The sequence below is a fragment of the Rhodopseudomonas infernalis genome, from assembly GCF_022271405.1.
GTDB lineage: Bacteria > Pseudomonadota > Alphaproteobacteria > Rhizobiales > Xanthobacteraceae > Rhodopseudomonas > Rhodopseudomonas infernalis.
Genome location: NZ_JAJNAL010000011.1, coordinates 1 through 15,700 on the forward strand (window position 1 = coordinate 1; position 15,700 = coordinate 15,700).

Sequence of the window (15,700 nt, forward strand, 5' to 3'; positions counted from 1 at the left end):
CCGCGAGGCCGTGAGTAGCTTTAACAGTGCAAAGACGCTCGACTAACCGAAGGGCTCGGCAGCGCGGAGGCGCCCCCTCACCCGACCGGCTGCGCCGGTCGACCTCTCCCCGCGCGCGGGGAGAGGTTCGGATCGGCCGCTCACCGCCCCCCGAACAACTGATCCAGCTTCGCGCCCGACGCCAGGTGGTCGGCGTTCAGCTTGTCCCAGCCGCCGAACTCGTCCTCGACGCGATACAGCTTCACCTCGGGGAACTTGTCCTTGAACTTTTCGACCACGGCTTTGTCGTGCACGCGATTATACGCCTTGGCCAGGATGGTCTGGCCCTCCGGTGAATACAGATATTCGAGATAAGCGGTGGCGAGTGCGCGGGTGCCGTGCTTGTCGGCGTATTTGTCGACGACTGTCACCGGGAATTCGGCCAGCAGGCTGGTCGGCGGCACCACCACTTGATACTTGTCGGCGCCAGCGAGATCGCGGATGGCGCTGGTTTCGGCCTCGAAGGTGATCAGCACGTCGCCGGTCTGGCGCTCGACGAAGGTGGTCGTCGCGGCGCGGCCGCCGGTGTCGAAGACGGGGACGTTGGCGAACAGCTTCTTGATGAAAGCGTCCGCTTCGGCCTCGTTACCGTATTTATGCTTCGCGAAGGCATAGGCGGCGAGATACGTGTAGCGCGCGTTGCCTGAGGTCTTCGGATTGGGGAAGATCACCTTGACGTCCGGCTTCACCAGATCGTCCCAGTCCTTGATGCCCTTCGGATTTCCGGCCCGCACCAGGAACGCCGGCAGCGAGTAGTAGGGCGATGAATTATTAGGCAGCCGCTTTGCCCAGTCGGCTGGGATCAGCTTGCCCTTGTCGTGCAGCACCTGAACATCGGTCACCTGGTTGAAGGTGACGACGTCGGCCTCGAGGCCTTCGAGGATCGAGCGCGCCTGCCGCGACGAGCCGCCATGCGACTGGTTGATGGTGATGTCCTGGCCGCTCTTCTGCTTCCAATAGGGCACGAACGCGGCGTTGATCTCGACATAGAGTTCCCGCGCGATGTCGTAAGAGACATTGAGCAGCGTGTTCGGCGTTTGCGCCTGAGCCGGCAGCGCAGTCGTCAATGCGCCGAGGCCGGCGAGCAGGACAAGGGCGAAACGGTTCACGAGAACTCCTTATTGATGGCCTTGAATGACGATCAGGCGCGTGTCCGCGCGAGTAAGGCGACGGGCGTGCGCGAAAGACGCGTTTCGTGGTCAGATAGTCGAGATAACTACGAGTGTGAAGCGGGCGCCGACGGAACGTAGGCGCGCTTTCAATGGTTGGACTCGGAGGCGCGCGAAGCGCGGAGAATGGTTGCCTCCGTTGACCCTTCGGAAGGGATAGAAATTCCCCCCTGCGCGCTGCAGGCGCAAAGGATTGGTTTTCTTCCGGCGCGACTTGTAAGAATTCCACGTAGAAAATAATTCTGGCAGACCCGAAAGGGACAACGGAGCGGGCATGCGGTTTCTTCCGGTCTTTCTCGATCTTGCGGCAGGGCCGGTTGTGCTGGTCGGTGCCGGGGAGATGGCGCGCGCCAAATTGCGGCTGCTGCTGTCTGCCGGCGCGACGATCCGTTGGTACGTCGTTGATGGCGATCGCGACCTGTCCGGGGTGAGCGAGGCCGATCGCGCGCGCATCAGCTTTGCCGATGGTGATCCGCGCGATGCCGATCTCAGCGGCGCGATCGCGCTGCTGTGCGCGGGCGCCGGCGATCTGGCCGCGCCGCTTGCGGCCCGGGCCCGCGAGATCGGCGTGCCGGTCAACGTCATGGACGAGTTGTCGCATTCGACGTTCATCTTTCCGGCCATCGTCGATCGCGGCGATGTGGTGGTCGCGGTCGGCACCGGTGGTTCGTCGCCAGTGGTCGCACGGCGTGTCCGTGAGATGATCGAGGCCGTCGTGCCGGCCCGGATTGGCGATCTTGCCGGGCTGATCGGACGCTGGCGTCATCCTATGAAGGAGCGCCTCCCCGAATTCCCGCTGCGCCGCCGGTTCTGGGAACGCGTGGTCGACGGCCCGATCGGCGCCGCCGTGCTCGAAGGGCGAGGCACCGACGCCGAAGATCAGCTCAAGGCGATCACCGATCCGTCCGCTTATGCGCGCGCATCCGAAACCGGCCATGCGCAAGGTCACGTCACGCTGGTCGGCGCCGGCCCCGGCGATCCGGATCTGTTGACGATCAAGGCGCTGCGCGCGCTGCAGGATGCCGACGTCGTGTTCTACGATGAGTTGGTGTCTCCAGAGATCTTAGATCGCATCCGACGCGACGCCGCGCGCGTGCCGGTCGGCCGCCGCGTCAACAAGCCCGGCATCGGCCAGGATGCGATCAACAAATTGCTGGTCGAAGCCGCGCAGGCCGGCCAGCGCGCCGTGCGCCTGAAGGGCGGCGATCCGTTCGTGTTCGGCCGCGGCGGCGAGGAAGTGCAAGCCCTTCGTGAAGCCGGCGTGTCCTATTCGGTGGTGCCCGGCATCAGCGCCGGCTTCGGCGCCGCGGCGCAATTCGACGTGCCGCTGACCTATCGGCACGAGGCGCTGCGCATCACGTTCCTCACCGCGCACAAGGCCACGGACGCCGAGGCGGTCGACTGGTCGGCGCTGACCGACACGAAGATGACCGTCGTCGTCTATATGGGCATGAGCGCCGCGCCGACCGTCCGCGCCGGCCTCCTGCAAGCCGGTCGTTCGCCGCAGACGCCGGTCGGCGTCTTCGCGCGTGTGACGCGGCCGGATTCCAAGGCTGCGGTGGGGGTGCTGGACGATCTGCCGGCTCTGGTCGAGCAGGTCGAAGGCGGCCCGGCGATTCTGGTGATTGGCGACGTCGTCGCCCATTCGGCGCCGTGGCGCCGACAACAACTTCAACAACTCGTTTCGACCTATCAGGTGGCCGCCGAATGACGTCTCCGCTGCAACAGAAAATTCGGATCACCGGCCCTTCGGTCGTGACCGCCAACCGCACCTTCGACGGCGTGGTGATCTATCGCACCGGCAAAGGCGATTGGTCGACGGATCTCGCCGACGCAGCGATCGTGCGTGAGGCCGAGCCGGCGCGCGCATTGCTCGCCGAGGCGGTTGCCGACGATGTCGGCGCGGTTGGCGCCTACATCGCTCCGGTGAAAGTTGACGACGCCGGCACCATCACTCCCGGCAATCTGCGCGAACAGATCCGCAAGACCGGCTTGACCATCGCGCTGACCGCTCAGGCCTGAGGCTGCTTTCAATGTATGTTTATGATGATATCGACCAGACGCTGGTCAACGAACGCGTCGCCGAATTTCGCGACCAGGTGCAGCGCCGGCTCTCCGGCGAATTGACCGAGGACGAGTTCAAATCGCTCCGGCTGATGAACGGCGTCTATCTGCAATTGCACGCCTACATGTTTCGCGTCGCAATCCCTTACGGCACGCTGTCTTCCGCGCAGCTGCGCAAGCTTGCACATGTGGCGCGCAAATACGACCGGGGCTACGGCCACTTCACCACGCGCCAGAACATCCAGTTCAACTGGATCGCGCTGAAGGATCTGCCCGACGCGCTCGCCGATCTCGCCGAAGTCGGCATCCACGCGATGCAGACCTCGGGCAACTGCACCCGCAACGTCACCGCCGACCAGTGGGCCGGTGTGGTGCCCGACGAGGTCGAAGACCCGCGGGTCTGGGCCGAGATGCTGCGTCAGCACACCTCGCTGCACCCGGAATTCTCGTTCCTGCCGCGCAAGTTCAAGTTCGCCATCACGGCGGCCGATCACGACCGCGCGGCCATCAAGGTGCACGACATCGGCCTGCGGCTGCGAAAGAACGAGCAGGGCGAGACTGGGTTCGAGGTGCTGGTCGGCGGCGGTCTCGGCCGTTCGCCGTTCATCGCCAAGACGATCAAATCGTTCGTCCCCGGCCGCGATATCCTGAGCTATGTCGAGGCGATCCTGCGCGTCTACAATCAGTACGGCCGCCGCGACAACATCTACAAGGCGCGCATCAAGATCCTGGTGCACGAGCTCGGCATCGAGAAATTCGCCGCCGAGGTCGAGCAGGCCTGGCAGCCGCTCGCCGAAGGGCCGCTGACGCTCGACGACGAGATGATCGAGGAGATCCGCTCGCGCTTCGTCTATCCGGCCTACGAGAAGCTGTCGGCTGATCCAGCCGAGCTGCGCGCTGCGGCGTCCGATCCGAAGTTCGAGGCGTGGCGCAAGAATTCTGTCGCGCCGCATCGTCAGCCCGGCTACGCCATCGTCACGCTGTCGCTGAAGCCGGTCGGCGGCCCGCCCGGCGACGCCACCGCCGAGCAGATGGATGCGATCGCCGATCTCGCCGACAAGTACTCGTTCGGCGAAATCCGCGTCGGCCACGAGCAGAACCTGGCGCTGCCGCATGTTGCGCAGCGCGATCTGCCGGCGCTGTGGAAGGCGCTCGACGCGATCGGCGTCGCCACGCCCAACGTCAATCTGGTCAGCGACATCATCGCCTGCCCGGGGCTGGATTACTGCTCGCTCGCCAACGCCCGCTCGATCCCGATCGCGCAGGAGCTGACGCGGCGTTTCGCCAATCACGAGACCGCCAATCTGATTGGCCGGCTGCACGTCAATATCTCAGGCTGCATCAACGCCTGCGGCCATCACCATGTCGGCCATATCGGAATTCTCGGCGTCGAGAAGAACGATCAGGAGGTCTATCAGATCACCATCGGCGGCCGCGCTGACGAGCACGCCAAGCTCGGCGACCTGATCGGGCCGGCGGTGCCATACGCGCAGGTCGCGGACGTGGTCGAGGACATCGTCGAGGCTTATCTGGCGTTGCGCGAGCGGCCGGAAGAGCTGTTCGTCGACACCGTCAAGCGGCTGGGCGTCGAGCCCTTCAAGGAGCGCGTCTATGCCACTCGTTAAAAACGGGCAGATCGTTGCCGATGAGTTCGTCACGGTCGCGGACGACGCTGAGCTGCCGGCCGACGGTGCGGTCCTGATGTCCGCGGCGCGTTTCCTCGCGGATGCGGAGACGCTGAGCAAGGTCAATCGCCCGCTCGGCGTGGCATGGCCGAACAATCGCGACGTTGCCGAACTCGAGCCCTGGCTCGACCGGCTGGCGCTGATCACGCTGGTCTACCCCAACTTCAGGGATGGCCGCGCCCACAGCCAGGCGCGCCGGCTGCGCGAGATCTACGGCTATCGCGGCGAATTGCGGGCCACCGGTCAGGTGCTGCGCGACCAGTTCACCTTCCTGCTGCGCAACGGCTTCGACGCCTTCGACGTCAAGAAGGACGCCGACGCCCGCGCCTTCGGCGAGGTGACGCAGCGCTACACCGAGTTCTATCAGCCGACCGGCGACGGCCACCTCAGCGCCCTGCAGCTGCGCAAGCAGCGGCACAAGGTGGCGGCGACTTAGCTGTCGTAAAAACAAGCACGGCCCGACCTCTCCCCGCGTGCGGGGAGAGGTCGACCGGCAGAGCGCAGCGAAGCCGGGTCGGGTGAGGGGGCGCCTCCGCGAGTCTGAGCGCTTCCAGTGATACGTCACCTGTCCAGCATCTGACGGGCGCTCGGCCCTGTGGAGACGCCCCCTCATCCCACCCTTCTCCCCGCACGCGGGGAGAAGGAGCAGACCGTGCTAGGGACGACGGTCTCACATCATCAGCCGCCTCTTGCTTCCTCTTTGAACTTGCTTTGCCGCGGACCTTGCCTTTCTCTCCGCCGTCATGAACCCTGATCATCTCGACCAAATCGTCGCCGAGATCTCCGGCGAGATGGCGCAGCGCGTCGACCGTGGCGAGGTCGCGAGCTACATCCCCGAACTGGCTGGCGTCGATCCGCAGCGCTTCGGCCTCGTCGTGATCGACGCGAACGGTCATGTTGCGGCCGGCGGCGATGCCGACGTGCCGTTCTCGATCCAGAGCATCTCCAAGGTGTTCACGCTGACGCTGGCGCTCGGCAAATCGGGCGATCGCGTGTGGCGGCGGGTCGGGCGCGAACCCTCAGGCTCGGCCTTCAATTCCATCGTGCAGCTCGAGCGTGAGCGCGGCATCCCGCGCAACCCTTTCATCAACGCCGGCGCGATCGCCGTCACCGATCTGATCCTGTCCGGCCATCTGCCGCGCGAAGCTCTCGGCGAGATCCTGCGGTTCATGCAGTTCCTGGCGGGCGACTCCTCTATCGTGATCGATGAGGCGGTGGCCGCCTCCGAGCAGCGCACCGGCTTTCGCAACGCGGCGCTCGCCAACTACATGAAGTCGTTCGGCGTGCTCGACAATCCGGTCGAGTACACGCTTGGCGTCTATTTCCATCACTGCGCGATCGCGATGAGCTGCCGCCAGTTGGCGATGGCCGGGCGCTTCCTGGCCCATAACGGCCGTAACCCGTCGACCGGGCATAATGTCGTCTCCACCCAGCGCGCCCGCCGCATCAACGCGCTGATGCTGACCTGCGGGCACTACGACGGCTCGGGCGAATTCGCCTATCGGGTCGGCCTGCCTGGCAAAAGCGGGGTCGGGGGAGGGGTACTGGCGGTGGCGCCGGGCAAGGCGTCGATCGCGGTGTGGTCGCCGGGGCTCGATGCCGCGGGCAATTCTCATCTCGGCCGGATCGCGCTGGAAGCGCTGACCAAGCGGCTCGGCTGGTCGATCTTCGGCGTTTGAGCCGGGGACGCAGGTCCGGGCGAAATGAAGGGCCGAAACGTTCGCACGTCGGCCCTCTGTCAGATCGTCTCGACGATGCCCTGAACCGGCTCAGGCTGGGAGATCATTGCGGCTTTCGCGGCTGATCATCGAGCATTGCGGCTTCGTGATACCAGCTTGAGCTGGCGACCACGGCCCGGTCGACGATCTCGGTCGCCTTCTGTTCGCGCCGAGCCAATCCGCTGCGGCCGCCGACGGGAAATTGGTAGATTTTCGCAGATGTCTGCTCCAGGCTACTCACGCTGTTCTCCTTCTCTCGCTTGTTTTGCTCCGTCATGCGTCTCGATTGCACGGCTTGAGAATATTGGCCCCGCCTAGGGCGGGTGCAATATGCTCAAGGAAAAATCATCGTTTGCCCGATAAGTAGGCAAACAGGCGGATGCTTCGCCCGTAGTCATCCCGGACGGTGAGCTTCCGTGTGCGCTGCAGCGAATCCGGCTGCTGGTCCAAGTCTGCGCTCCAATCGTTAAGATTGTTTACGAATGGCGGCCGGGTCGATTCCGGCTGGATTCCCCGGTTTTGAACCCTAAGTGCCGCGAGGGGATCAAAGTTCCGTTCCCAGGCGTCAGCTTTTGACGGATTTGCGCCGCCAAGCCGGCTGTTGGCATGACAAATGCTTCCGTGACAGCCGGATGTCGGCCGCCGGGTAGAGCGGTTCCGTATCCGCTTCGGGTCCCGACCCTTTGCATAACAGAGAGAACCGCATGACCAAGTACAAGCTCGAGTACATCTGGCTCGACGGCTATACGCCGGTGCCGAACCTGCGCGGCAAAACGCAGATCAAGGAATTCGAAGTCTATCCGACGCTCGAGCAACTGCCGCTGTGGGGTTTCGACGGCTCCTCGACCAATCAGGCCGAAGGCCGCAGCTCGGATTGCGTGCTCAAGCCGGTCGCGATGTTCCACGACGCCACCCGCAAGAACGGCATCCTGGTGATGTGCGAAGTGATGATGCCCGACGGCGTTACCCCGCATGCCAGCAACACCCGCGCCACCATCCTGGACGATGAGGGCGCCTGGTTCGGCTTCGAGCAGGAGTACTTCTTCTACAAGGACGGCCGTCCGCTCGGCTTCCCGGAGGCCGGCTATCCGGCGCCGCAGGGTCCTTACTACACCGGCGTCGGCTTCAAGAACGTCGGCGGCGTCGCCCGAAAGATCGTCGAAGAGCATCTCGACCTCTGCCTCGCGGCCGGCATCAACCACGAAGGCATCAACGCCGAAGTGGCGAAGGGCCAGTGGGAATTCCAGATCTTCGGCAAGGGCTCGAAGACCGCCGCCGACCAGATGTGGATGGCGCGCTATCTGATGCTGCGCCTGTGCGAAAGCTACGGCATCGACATCGAATGGCACTGCAAGCCGCTCGGCGACACCGACTGGAACGGCTCGGGCATGCACGCGAACTTCTCGACCAAGTTCATGCGCGAAGTCGGCGGCAAGGATTACTTCGAATCGCTGATGAAGCAGTTCGAGACCAACCTGCACGACCACATCGCAGTGTATGGTCCGGACAACCACATGCGCCTGACCGGCAAGCACGAAACCGCGCCGTGGAACAAGTTCTCCTACGGTGTGGCCGATCGCGGCGCCTCGATCCGCGTGCCGCACTCGTTCGTCAACAACGGCTACAAGGGCTATCTGGAAGATCGCCGCCCGAACTCCATGGGTGACCCCTACCAGATCGCTTCGCAGATCCTGAAGACGATTTCGGAAGTCCCCACCTCGAAGGCCGCTGCGGCCTGATGAAGCCTTGACCACGCGAGCGCCTCCTCCTCCAGGGCGCCCGCAGACGGCCCGGACGAAAGTCCGGGCCGTTGTCGTTTGGGGGAGAGCCGCCGCAGAAAATGACGGTCATCGCCCGGCTTGTCCGGGCGACCAAGTATTCCAGAGCGCCGCTGAGAAGGTGCAGTGTCAGCGCTGCAGCCCAATCGATGACTCTGGAATACTGGATCCCCGCACGCGCGGGGATGACGGCAGAGAGCGGAGGCGCTCCGTCGCCGATGACACCGTCCGTCTTCACCTTTCAGCCACTCTTGATGTGCAACAACATTCGCGCGCCGCGAAGCCGATGGGGTCGGCTCGCATGCGCGGATGGGGAACTGCTGGATGTTGCGTGGGGTGATGGCCGTGCTCGGCCTCTTGTTGCTGGCGGGGTGTGCCGGCGAGGTGGCGCCGACCGTCGAAGCGCCGTCGATGTATGCCAGCATGGCGCGTGAAGGCGCCAAGGTCGACTCGTTCGCCGCGGCGACGATGATCTCGCAGTATCGCCAGAACAACGGGCTCGGACCGGTTGTGGTCGATCCGGCGCTCACGCGGCTTGCCGAAGACCAGTCCGCCAACATGGCGAGGCGCAACAAGCTCGACCACGACGCCAAGGCGCCGCTGGCGCAGCGGCTCAACGCGTCGGCCTATCCGGCGTCGGTCGCGGTCGAGAACGTCTCGGCCGGCTATCACACGCTCGCGGAAGCCTTTTCGGGCTGGCGCGACTCGCCGCCGCATCGGGCCAACATGCTGAAGAACGGCGTCACCAAGCTGGGCATTGCCGCGGTCTATGCGCCGAATACTAAATATAAAGTCTTTTGGACGTTGATTCTGGCGTCGACCGAGCCCGCGCGATAACCCGGGCGTGATCGGGTTTGACCGGGCGCGCGATTGACGCCGCAAATGCGGAGCGCCACGGTGCCCGTCCTGTCCGCGGCGAGCCTCATGACGTCCCACCACCATCCCAAGCCCAGTTCTAAACCGCGTCGCGTGCTCGTTCTGCAGGGCGGCGGCGCGCTCGGCTCGTATCAGGCCGGCGCCTACCAGGCGCTGTGCCATCATGATTTTGAGCCCGAATGGCTCGCTGGCATTTCCATCGGCGCGATCAACGCCGCGATCATCGCCGGCAATCCACGCGAGAAGCGCGTCGAGAAGCTGAAGCAATTCTGGGAGATGGCGTCGTCCCCGGTGCCATGGCAGCCGATGCTGCACACCGACCACGCGCATTCGCTGTTCAACGAAGCCAGCGCCGCGGTGATCGCGACGTTCGGCGTGCCGGGCTTCTTCACGCCGCGCTTTCCGCCGGCGCATCTGATGCCGACGGCCGATCCGGAAACGCTGAGCTATTACGACACGCGGCCGCTGCGCGCGACGCTCGAACGCCTGGTCGATTTCGATCTGCTCAACACCAACGGCATCCGCCTCAGCGTCGGCGCCGTCAACATCGTCACCGGTAATTTCGAGTATTTCGACAACACCAAGATGACCATTCGCCCCGAGCACATCATGGCATCGGGAGCGCTGCCGCCAGGATTTCCGGCGATCGAGATCGATGGCCATTACTACTGGGACGGCGGCATCGCCTCCAACACGCCGCTCGACTACGTTCTCGACAGCGAGCAGCGCGACGATCTGCTGATCTTCCAGGTCGATCTATTCAGTGCCCATGGCCGGCTGCCGCAGACGCTGCTCGAAGCCGCCGAGCGCGAAAAGGACATCCGCTTCTCCAGCCGCACCCGGCTCAACACCGACAAGAACAAGCAGATTCACAACACCCGCAAGGCGCTGCGTCATCTGATCGATCGGCTGCCGGACGAGCTGCGCAACGACCCGGCCTATGCGATCCTGCACGAGGCGGCGAAGGAAAACGCCGTCACCGTGGTGCACCTGATCTACCGCAAGCGCGACTACGAAGCGTCTTCCAAGGACTACGATTTCTCCCGCCTGAACATGATCGAGCACTGGAAATCCGGCGAGCAGGATGTCTATGTCTCGATGCGTCACCAGGAATGGCAGCGTCCGCCGCAGGACGGCGAGACCATGGTGACCTGGGACCTCACCCGGGATGCGTTCAAATAGCGGCAGCTCGACGCCGCGTCTTCAGACGATCGAACAGGAGCAGATGATGGCTAATCTCACGGGCAAGACCGCGGTCGTGACCGGCTCGACTTCGGGCATCGGCCTGGCCTATGCGCGCGCCTTCGCCAAGGCCGGCGCCAATGTGGTGCTGAACGGCATGGGCGACGCGGATGCGATCGAGAAGGAGCGCAAGTCGATCGAGACCGATTTCGCCGTCAAGGCGGTTTACTCGCCGGCCGATATGCTGAAGCCGGCCGAGATCGCCGGTATGGTCGCGCTCGGCGAGACCACCTTCGGTTCGGTCGACATCCTGGTCAACAACGCCGGCATCCAGTTCGTGTCGCCGATCGAGGATTTCCCGATCGAGAAGTGGGATGCGATCATCGGCATCAATCTGTCGTCGGCCTTCCACGGCATCCGCGCCGCGGTGCCGGGCATGAAGAAGCGCGGCTGGGGCCGCATCATCAACACCGCCTCGGCGCACTCGCTGGTGGCGTCGCCGTTCAAGTCCGCCTATGTGGCCGCCAAGCACGGCATCGCCGGCCTGACCAAGACCGTGGCGCTCGAAGTCGCCACCCACAAGATCACCTGCAACTGCATCTCGCCCGGCTACGTGTGGACGCCGCTGGTCGAAAAGCAGATCCCCGACACCATGAAGGCGCGCGGACTCACCAAGGAGCAGGTGATCAACGACGTGCTGCTGCGGGCGCAGCCGACCAAGGAGTTCGTCACGGCCGAGCAGGTCGCCGCTCTCGCCGTCTATCTGTGCGGCGACGACGCCAGCCAGATCACCGGCGCCAATCTGTCGATGGACGGCGGCTGGACGGCTGCGTAACTGCGCCGTCGCGCGCAGCCTGGTTATTCATCGGAGCTACCACATCATCAAACGTCATTCTCTGCGAAAGCGGAGGATCCAGTATCCCAGAGCATCGCGTCTCTGGGGTACTGGATCGCCTGGTCAGGCCGGGCGACGACGTGGTCACTAACAGTTAGTTAACGAACCCCATATGTAGGGTGGGCAAAGGCGCGCAGCGCCGTGCCCACGCGTGCGGTGTGCGGTCGACGTGGGCACGCTTCGCTTTGCCCACCCTACGGGCTTTTGCGTTTTTTCCCGAACGCCAGCACATGCAACCCGAGCCGGCGCCGCACGATCCAGAACAGCAGCACGGTCTCAAAAGTCAGCGCCGTTGACGTCGCCGCCGCTGCGCCGTAGCCGCCGAACTTCGGCACCAGCACGAGGCACAGCGCGAGGTTGACGCCGAACGCCAGCGCGTAGGCGAGGGCGCAGACGTTCTGGTGACCCAGCATGTTGAGCAATCGTTCGACCGGGCCGATCGCGGCGCGGACCACGAGGCCGATCGCAGCGACGAACATGATGCCGTAGCCCTCGGTGAACTGCGGGCCGAACAGCCACAGGATCGGTTTGCCGAGCGCGAGCAGCAGCACGGTGGCGCCGAGCGATGGCCAGAACGTCCACACGATCGCGTGCCGCACATAGGCGGCGAGCCGCTCCTTGTCGCCGGCTGCGTGATACTCGGTGAAGCGGTGGGCGGTCGTCGCCGACATCGCGTAGTGAATAAACGACACCAGCGCCAGCGTCTTCACTACCGCGTAGTACACGCCGACGTCCTCGGCCGGACGAAACTGCTGCAGCACCAGCACGTCGGTGTAGGACAGCAGCAGATAGAAGCTCTCGACCAGCAGGATCGGTAGCGAGGTCGCCAGCCAGCCGCGGAAATCGTAGGCGCGTGGGCCGGCCGGGACATGGCCGCGCAGCTTGCGGTTGAGCGCGATCATCTGGCCGATCATCGCAATCCAAACCGCCGCGCAGCTCGCCGCCATCGCGGCGACCGCTCCGAGCCGGAAGCCGAGCACGAACAGCCCCGCCGTGAAGCCGATGATCAGGCCCTGGCGGATGATGAACTGCGGCATCAGGCCGAGCTTCATCCAGTCGTGTGAGCGGGCGATCCCGTCCTGGGTGTTGGCGACGACGAAGGCCGGCAGCGTCAGGCAGCCGAGATACAGCGGCAGCACTGTCGCGGGATCGATCGATGCCGACAGCCCAAACACCAGCGCGGCGAGCAGCAGCGCCACCAGGCTGGAGGCCGCCAGCGTCGCCCAGCGGCTGCCCGAGAGAAACCCGCGCAACCGGTCGTCGGCGCCGCTGGCGCGATATTCGGGGATGATCTTCTGGGCGGAGGCCGAGATGCCGAAGTCGAGCATCGAGCCGAGCAACAGCACCCAGGTCCAGACATAGACATAGACGCCGTAGTCGGAGCCGCCCATCCAGCGCGCCAGCAGGATCTGCGCGAGGTAGGCCATCGCAGCGCTCGCCACGCGGATCAGAAAGATCGTACCTGCGAGGCGGTTGGTGAGCGATCGCTCGTTGGAGCCGCCAAACAGGCCGGACAGGCGCGCCTTCAATCCGGCGAGCAGAGATGTGGCCGGAGGAGCATCCATGACAGCCAAAGCGATCCCCAATGCGCGCGACCGCGGGGCATTGCGGTAGCATGATCCACTTAGCAACCAGATGTTACGATTCGGTTGGACGGCAGGGCGCGCTGTCGTCAATAATTGGTAAAAGCAGAAGCCTCGCACTCGCACGAGGGGAACCGGGAACCCATCGCATGGTTGGGTTTCGACGCAGCGCTCGGCCCGGCAGGCCATCGATCGAGCGGTACTCCAGTCGGCCCATTCAGGAGATGTTCGATGCCGAAGCTGAACTTGCAGACCATGGGCCGTTTTGCCCTCGCGGGTCTCGCTGCCATTGCGGCAGCTGGCCTGCTCTACGTGGTCACGCGGAGCGCGCTCGGCTTTCCGAGTGATGGGATTCGCATCGCGGCTTTGAACATCGCCAGCCTCGTCGTCGCCTTCCTGCTGATCGCCGGTATCGGACGCCGGCCGAAGGACGAGCGCTAGCGTCTGTCTTCTAACAATTGAGGGACGTGGTCTTCACGGTCAGAGTCCCTCGGACGTCAGGAAATACCTGACGCAGTTGCCTTGGAAATCATCATTGATCGTCGAATAACGACTTTCGTCGGTAAGTCCGGCCTGCCTTCTGTATTCTGGTGTGGGCGCGGCGCTTGAAGTCTTCCTTTCCAACTCGTTTGGGATAGCAGCGGCATTTGTCGAGCGAACTAACTATTAAGTCTCCGCCTCGTATTTGTGCGGGGCCGGAATGGTGGTCTTCCGGTCTGTTAGTTTGAATTTTTCAGTCTGGAAATCGCCGTGCACCAGTCCGTCACGCCGACCAGCGTCGAGGTTTTCTTCGACGCCGACGATATCATCGTCTCCAAAACAGATCTCAAAGGGCGCATCACCTACGCCAATAAGGTGTTCACCGACATCTGCGGATATAGCGAAGCCGAATTGATCGGACAGCCGCACTCGATCGTGCGGCATCCCGACATGCCGCGTTGCGTGTTCAAGCTGTTGTGGGACACGCTCGCGGACGGCCGCGAGATCTTCGCTTATGTCAAGAACATGACACGGCGCGGCGACTACTATTGGGTCTTCGCCCATGTCACGCCGTCGTTCGATGCCGCCGGCAAGGTGATCGGCTATCACTCCAATCGGCGGGTGCCGGATCGCCAGGTCGTCGCAGCGCTGGCGCCGGTCTACAAGCAACTCGCCGACATCGAAGCGCAGCATCGCAACGGCAAAGACGGCCTCGCCGCCAGCACCCGGCAGATGATCGATTTCGTCAAATCGAAGAGCGTTTCCTATGACCAATTCGTCTTCTCTCTTTAACGCGGGCGTTTGCCTGATCGCCGTCGCACTATCGATTGTCGCGGCATTCGCCGGGGCGGTGACCGGCGTGCCGCTGTTGCTGCTGGTCGGGCTCGGCACCGCACTGCTTGCCGCAGCGCTGCTCGGCCTGATGCTGTTACGGATCGACCGGTTGCTGAGCAATCTCGAAACGGTCTGCCAGCGCGTCGCCAATGGTGACTTCGAGGCGCGGATCATCGGCTGTCGCGACGGCGGTCGGATGGCCGTGCTGACCCACACCTTCAATGACATGATCGACCGCTGCGACGCGTTCGTGCGCGAAGCAAGCGCCGCCATGGGCGCTATCCGGGACGACAAGTACTATCGTCACATCCTGCCGGCAGGCCTGCGCGGTTCACTGCTGATCGCCTCGCGCACCATCAACGATGCGATGCAGGCGATCGAGACCCGGGTGGCGGCGTTCAATGCCAACACGGCCGATTTCGAGGGAGCGATCGGCGCGGTGATCGAAACGGTTTCAAGCGCATCGAGCAACATGGGCGAGACCGCCGGCAGCCTCAACCACGGCGTGGTAGCCACCCGCGAGCGGGCGCTGGCGGTGTCGGCGGCATCCGAGCAGGCTTCGGCCAATATGGAGTCGGTTGCCGCAGCGACGGCCGAACTGACGGCCTCGGCCAACGAGATCCTCGGCAGCGTCAACCGGTCGGCCACGATCGCCAGAACTGCGGTCAGCGCCTCGGATCATGCGCGTGACACCGTCGGCAGCCTGTCGACCGCGACCGAGCGGATCGGCACCATCGTGCAACTGATCGAGGAGATCGCCGCGCAGACCAATCTGCTGGCGCTCAATGCGACCATCGAGGCGGCACGCGCCGGCGAGGCGGGCAGGGGCTTTTCGGTGGTGGCGCAGGAGGTGAAGTCGCTGGCGCAGCAGACCGCCAAAGCCACCCACGACATTTCCGTCAGCATTGCCGAAGTGCAGGAGACGACACGCGCGGCCGTGGATGCGATTTCCAGCATCGGCCAGAGCATTGGCGAGGTCGACGCCATCACCGGTCAGGTCGCCGTGGCGGTCGAGGCGCAGACCGCCGCGACCGGTGAGGTCGCGCGCAACATCGAGCAGGCCTTCGCGGGCATTCGCGACATCTCGTCCAACATCCAGAGCGTCAGCAGCAACGTCGCCGACACCGAACAGCACGCCGGAACCACGTTGACCGCATCCGGCACGCTGGCGCATCAGGCTGCCACGCTCGGTGACGCCGTGCGTGACTTCCTGCGCTCGCTACGCACCGGCGAGGCCAAGCGTCGCGCCGCCTGATACTTGGCGGCGCGCCGAGCGTCGCGGTAGCGCGCGAGCGTCGCGGCAAACACTCCGTAACCTTACGGAGAGTTCATCAAGATGAACTCCGTCGTCAGCCCTCATTCACCTGAAACTTCTTAAGCTGATCGCAGTTTTCGGA

Annotated in this window: 15 protein-coding genes; 12 read left to right on the forward strand and 3 right to left on the reverse strand. The window is 64.2% G+C overall.

Annotated elements, in window-relative coordinates; translation table 11 throughout:
- Positions 1 to 140 precede the first annotated feature (140 nt).
- Positions 141 to 1,148: a thiosulfate ABC transporter substrate-binding protein CysP gene (cysP, locus tag LPW26_RS09700; RefSeq protein WP_238734683.1), complete on the reverse strand. Its 1,008-nt coding sequence runs from the start codon at positions 1,146 to 1,148 to the stop codon at positions 141 to 143.
- A gap of 334 nt (positions 1,149 to 1,482) precedes the next feature.
- Here cysP and cysG point away from each other — a divergent pair, with 334 nt between their 5' ends.
- From cysG to LPW26_RS09725, 5 genes are all read left to right on the forward strand, one after another.
- Entirely contained in the window at positions 1,483 to 2,919 is a 1,437-nt protein-coding gene (gene cysG / locus LPW26_RS09705; RefSeq protein WP_238734685.1) for a siroheme synthase CysG, read from the forward strand.
- Complete coding sequence (locus tag LPW26_RS09710) at positions 2,916 to 3,230, forward strand: DUF2849 domain-containing protein (RefSeq protein ID WP_238734686.1); 315 nt, start codon at positions 2,916 to 2,918, stop codon at positions 3,228 to 3,230. Before cysG ends, LPW26_RS09710 begins: the two co-directional genes overlap by 4 nt.
- Before the next feature lie 11 nt (positions 3,231 to 3,241).
- Positions 3,242 to 4,897: a nitrite/sulfite reductase gene (locus LPW26_RS09715; protein ID WP_238734687.1), complete on the forward strand. Its 1,656-nt coding sequence runs from the start codon at positions 3,242 to 3,244 to the stop codon at positions 4,895 to 4,897.
- Entirely contained in the window at positions 4,884 to 5,393 is a 510-nt protein-coding gene (locus LPW26_RS09720; RefSeq protein ID WP_238734689.1) for a DUF934 domain-containing protein, read from the forward strand. Before LPW26_RS09715 ends, LPW26_RS09720 begins: the two co-directional genes overlap by 14 nt.
- A gap of 307 nt (positions 5,394 to 5,700) precedes the next feature.
- Positions 5,701 to 6,636, forward strand: a complete 936-nt coding sequence (locus tag LPW26_RS09725; RefSeq protein ID WP_238734691.1) for a glutaminase — start codon at positions 5,701 to 5,703, stop codon at positions 6,634 to 6,636.
- Positions 6,637 to 6,739: 103 nt separating this feature from the next.
- Here the strand turns inward: LPW26_RS09725 and LPW26_RS09730 are convergent, their stop codons facing one another.
- Entirely contained in the window at positions 6,740 to 6,952 is a 213-nt protein-coding gene (locus LPW26_RS09730) for a DUF2735 domain-containing protein (RefSeq protein WP_238734693.1), read from the reverse strand.
- Positions 6,953 to 7,379: 427 nt separating this feature from the next.
- Here LPW26_RS09730 and LPW26_RS09735 point away from each other — a divergent pair, with 427 nt between their 5' ends.
- The 4 genes from LPW26_RS09735 to LPW26_RS09750 all read left to right on the forward strand — a co-directional run bounded on the left by LPW26_RS09735 (position 7,380) and on the right by LPW26_RS09750 (position 11,346).
- Entirely contained in the window at positions 7,380 to 8,414 is a 1,035-nt protein-coding gene (locus tag LPW26_RS09735; protein WP_238734695.1) for a glutamine synthetase beta-grasp domain-containing protein, read from the forward strand.
- 363 nt (positions 8,415 to 8,777) lie between these two features.
- Positions 8,778 to 9,290, forward strand: a complete 513-nt coding sequence (locus LPW26_RS09740) for a CAP domain-containing protein (protein WP_238734697.1) — start codon at positions 8,778 to 8,780, stop codon at positions 9,288 to 9,290.
- 87 nt (positions 9,291 to 9,377) lie between these two features.
- Complete coding sequence (locus LPW26_RS09745) at positions 9,378 to 10,511, forward strand: DUF3734 domain-containing protein (RefSeq protein ID WP_238734699.1); 1,134 nt, start codon at positions 9,378 to 9,380, stop codon at positions 10,509 to 10,511.
- A gap of 46 nt (positions 10,512 to 10,557) precedes the next feature.
- Complete coding sequence (locus LPW26_RS09750) at positions 10,558 to 11,346, forward strand: 3-hydroxybutyrate dehydrogenase (RefSeq protein WP_238734701.1); 789 nt, start codon at positions 10,558 to 10,560, stop codon at positions 11,344 to 11,346.
- Positions 11,347 to 11,600: 254 nt separating this feature from the next.
- Here the strand turns inward: LPW26_RS09750 and LPW26_RS09755 are convergent, their stop codons facing one another.
- Positions 11,601 to 12,971 (reverse strand): lipopolysaccharide biosynthesis protein, encoded by a 1,371-nt coding sequence (locus tag LPW26_RS09755; RefSeq protein ID WP_238734703.1) that lies wholly within the window; start codon positions 12,969 to 12,971, stop codon positions 11,601 to 11,603.
- Between the two features lie 249 nt (positions 12,972 to 13,220).
- Between LPW26_RS09755 and LPW26_RS09760 the strand changes: the two genes are divergently transcribed.
- The 3 genes from LPW26_RS09760 (at position 13,221) to LPW26_RS09770 (ending at position 15,558) form a co-directional block, all read left to right on the forward strand.
- On the forward strand, positions 13,221 to 13,430 hold the full coding sequence (locus LPW26_RS09760) for a hypothetical protein (protein WP_238734705.1): 210 nt from the start codon (positions 13,221 to 13,223) through the stop codon (positions 13,428 to 13,430).
- 309 nt (positions 13,431 to 13,739) lie between these two features.
- The gene (locus LPW26_RS09765) at positions 13,740 to 14,261 is read left to right on the forward strand and encodes a PAS domain-containing protein (RefSeq protein ID WP_238734707.1); all 522 of its coding nucleotides are present in this window, start codon (positions 13,740 to 13,742) and stop codon (positions 14,259 to 14,261) included.
- Positions 14,236 to 15,558, forward strand: coding sequence for a methyl-accepting chemotaxis protein (locus LPW26_RS09770; RefSeq protein ID WP_238734709.1), 1,323 nt, complete (start codon positions 14,236 to 14,238; stop codon positions 15,556 to 15,558). Before LPW26_RS09765 ends, LPW26_RS09770 begins: the two co-directional genes overlap by 26 nt.
- The last annotated feature ends 142 nt before the right edge of the window (positions 15,559 to 15,700 follow it).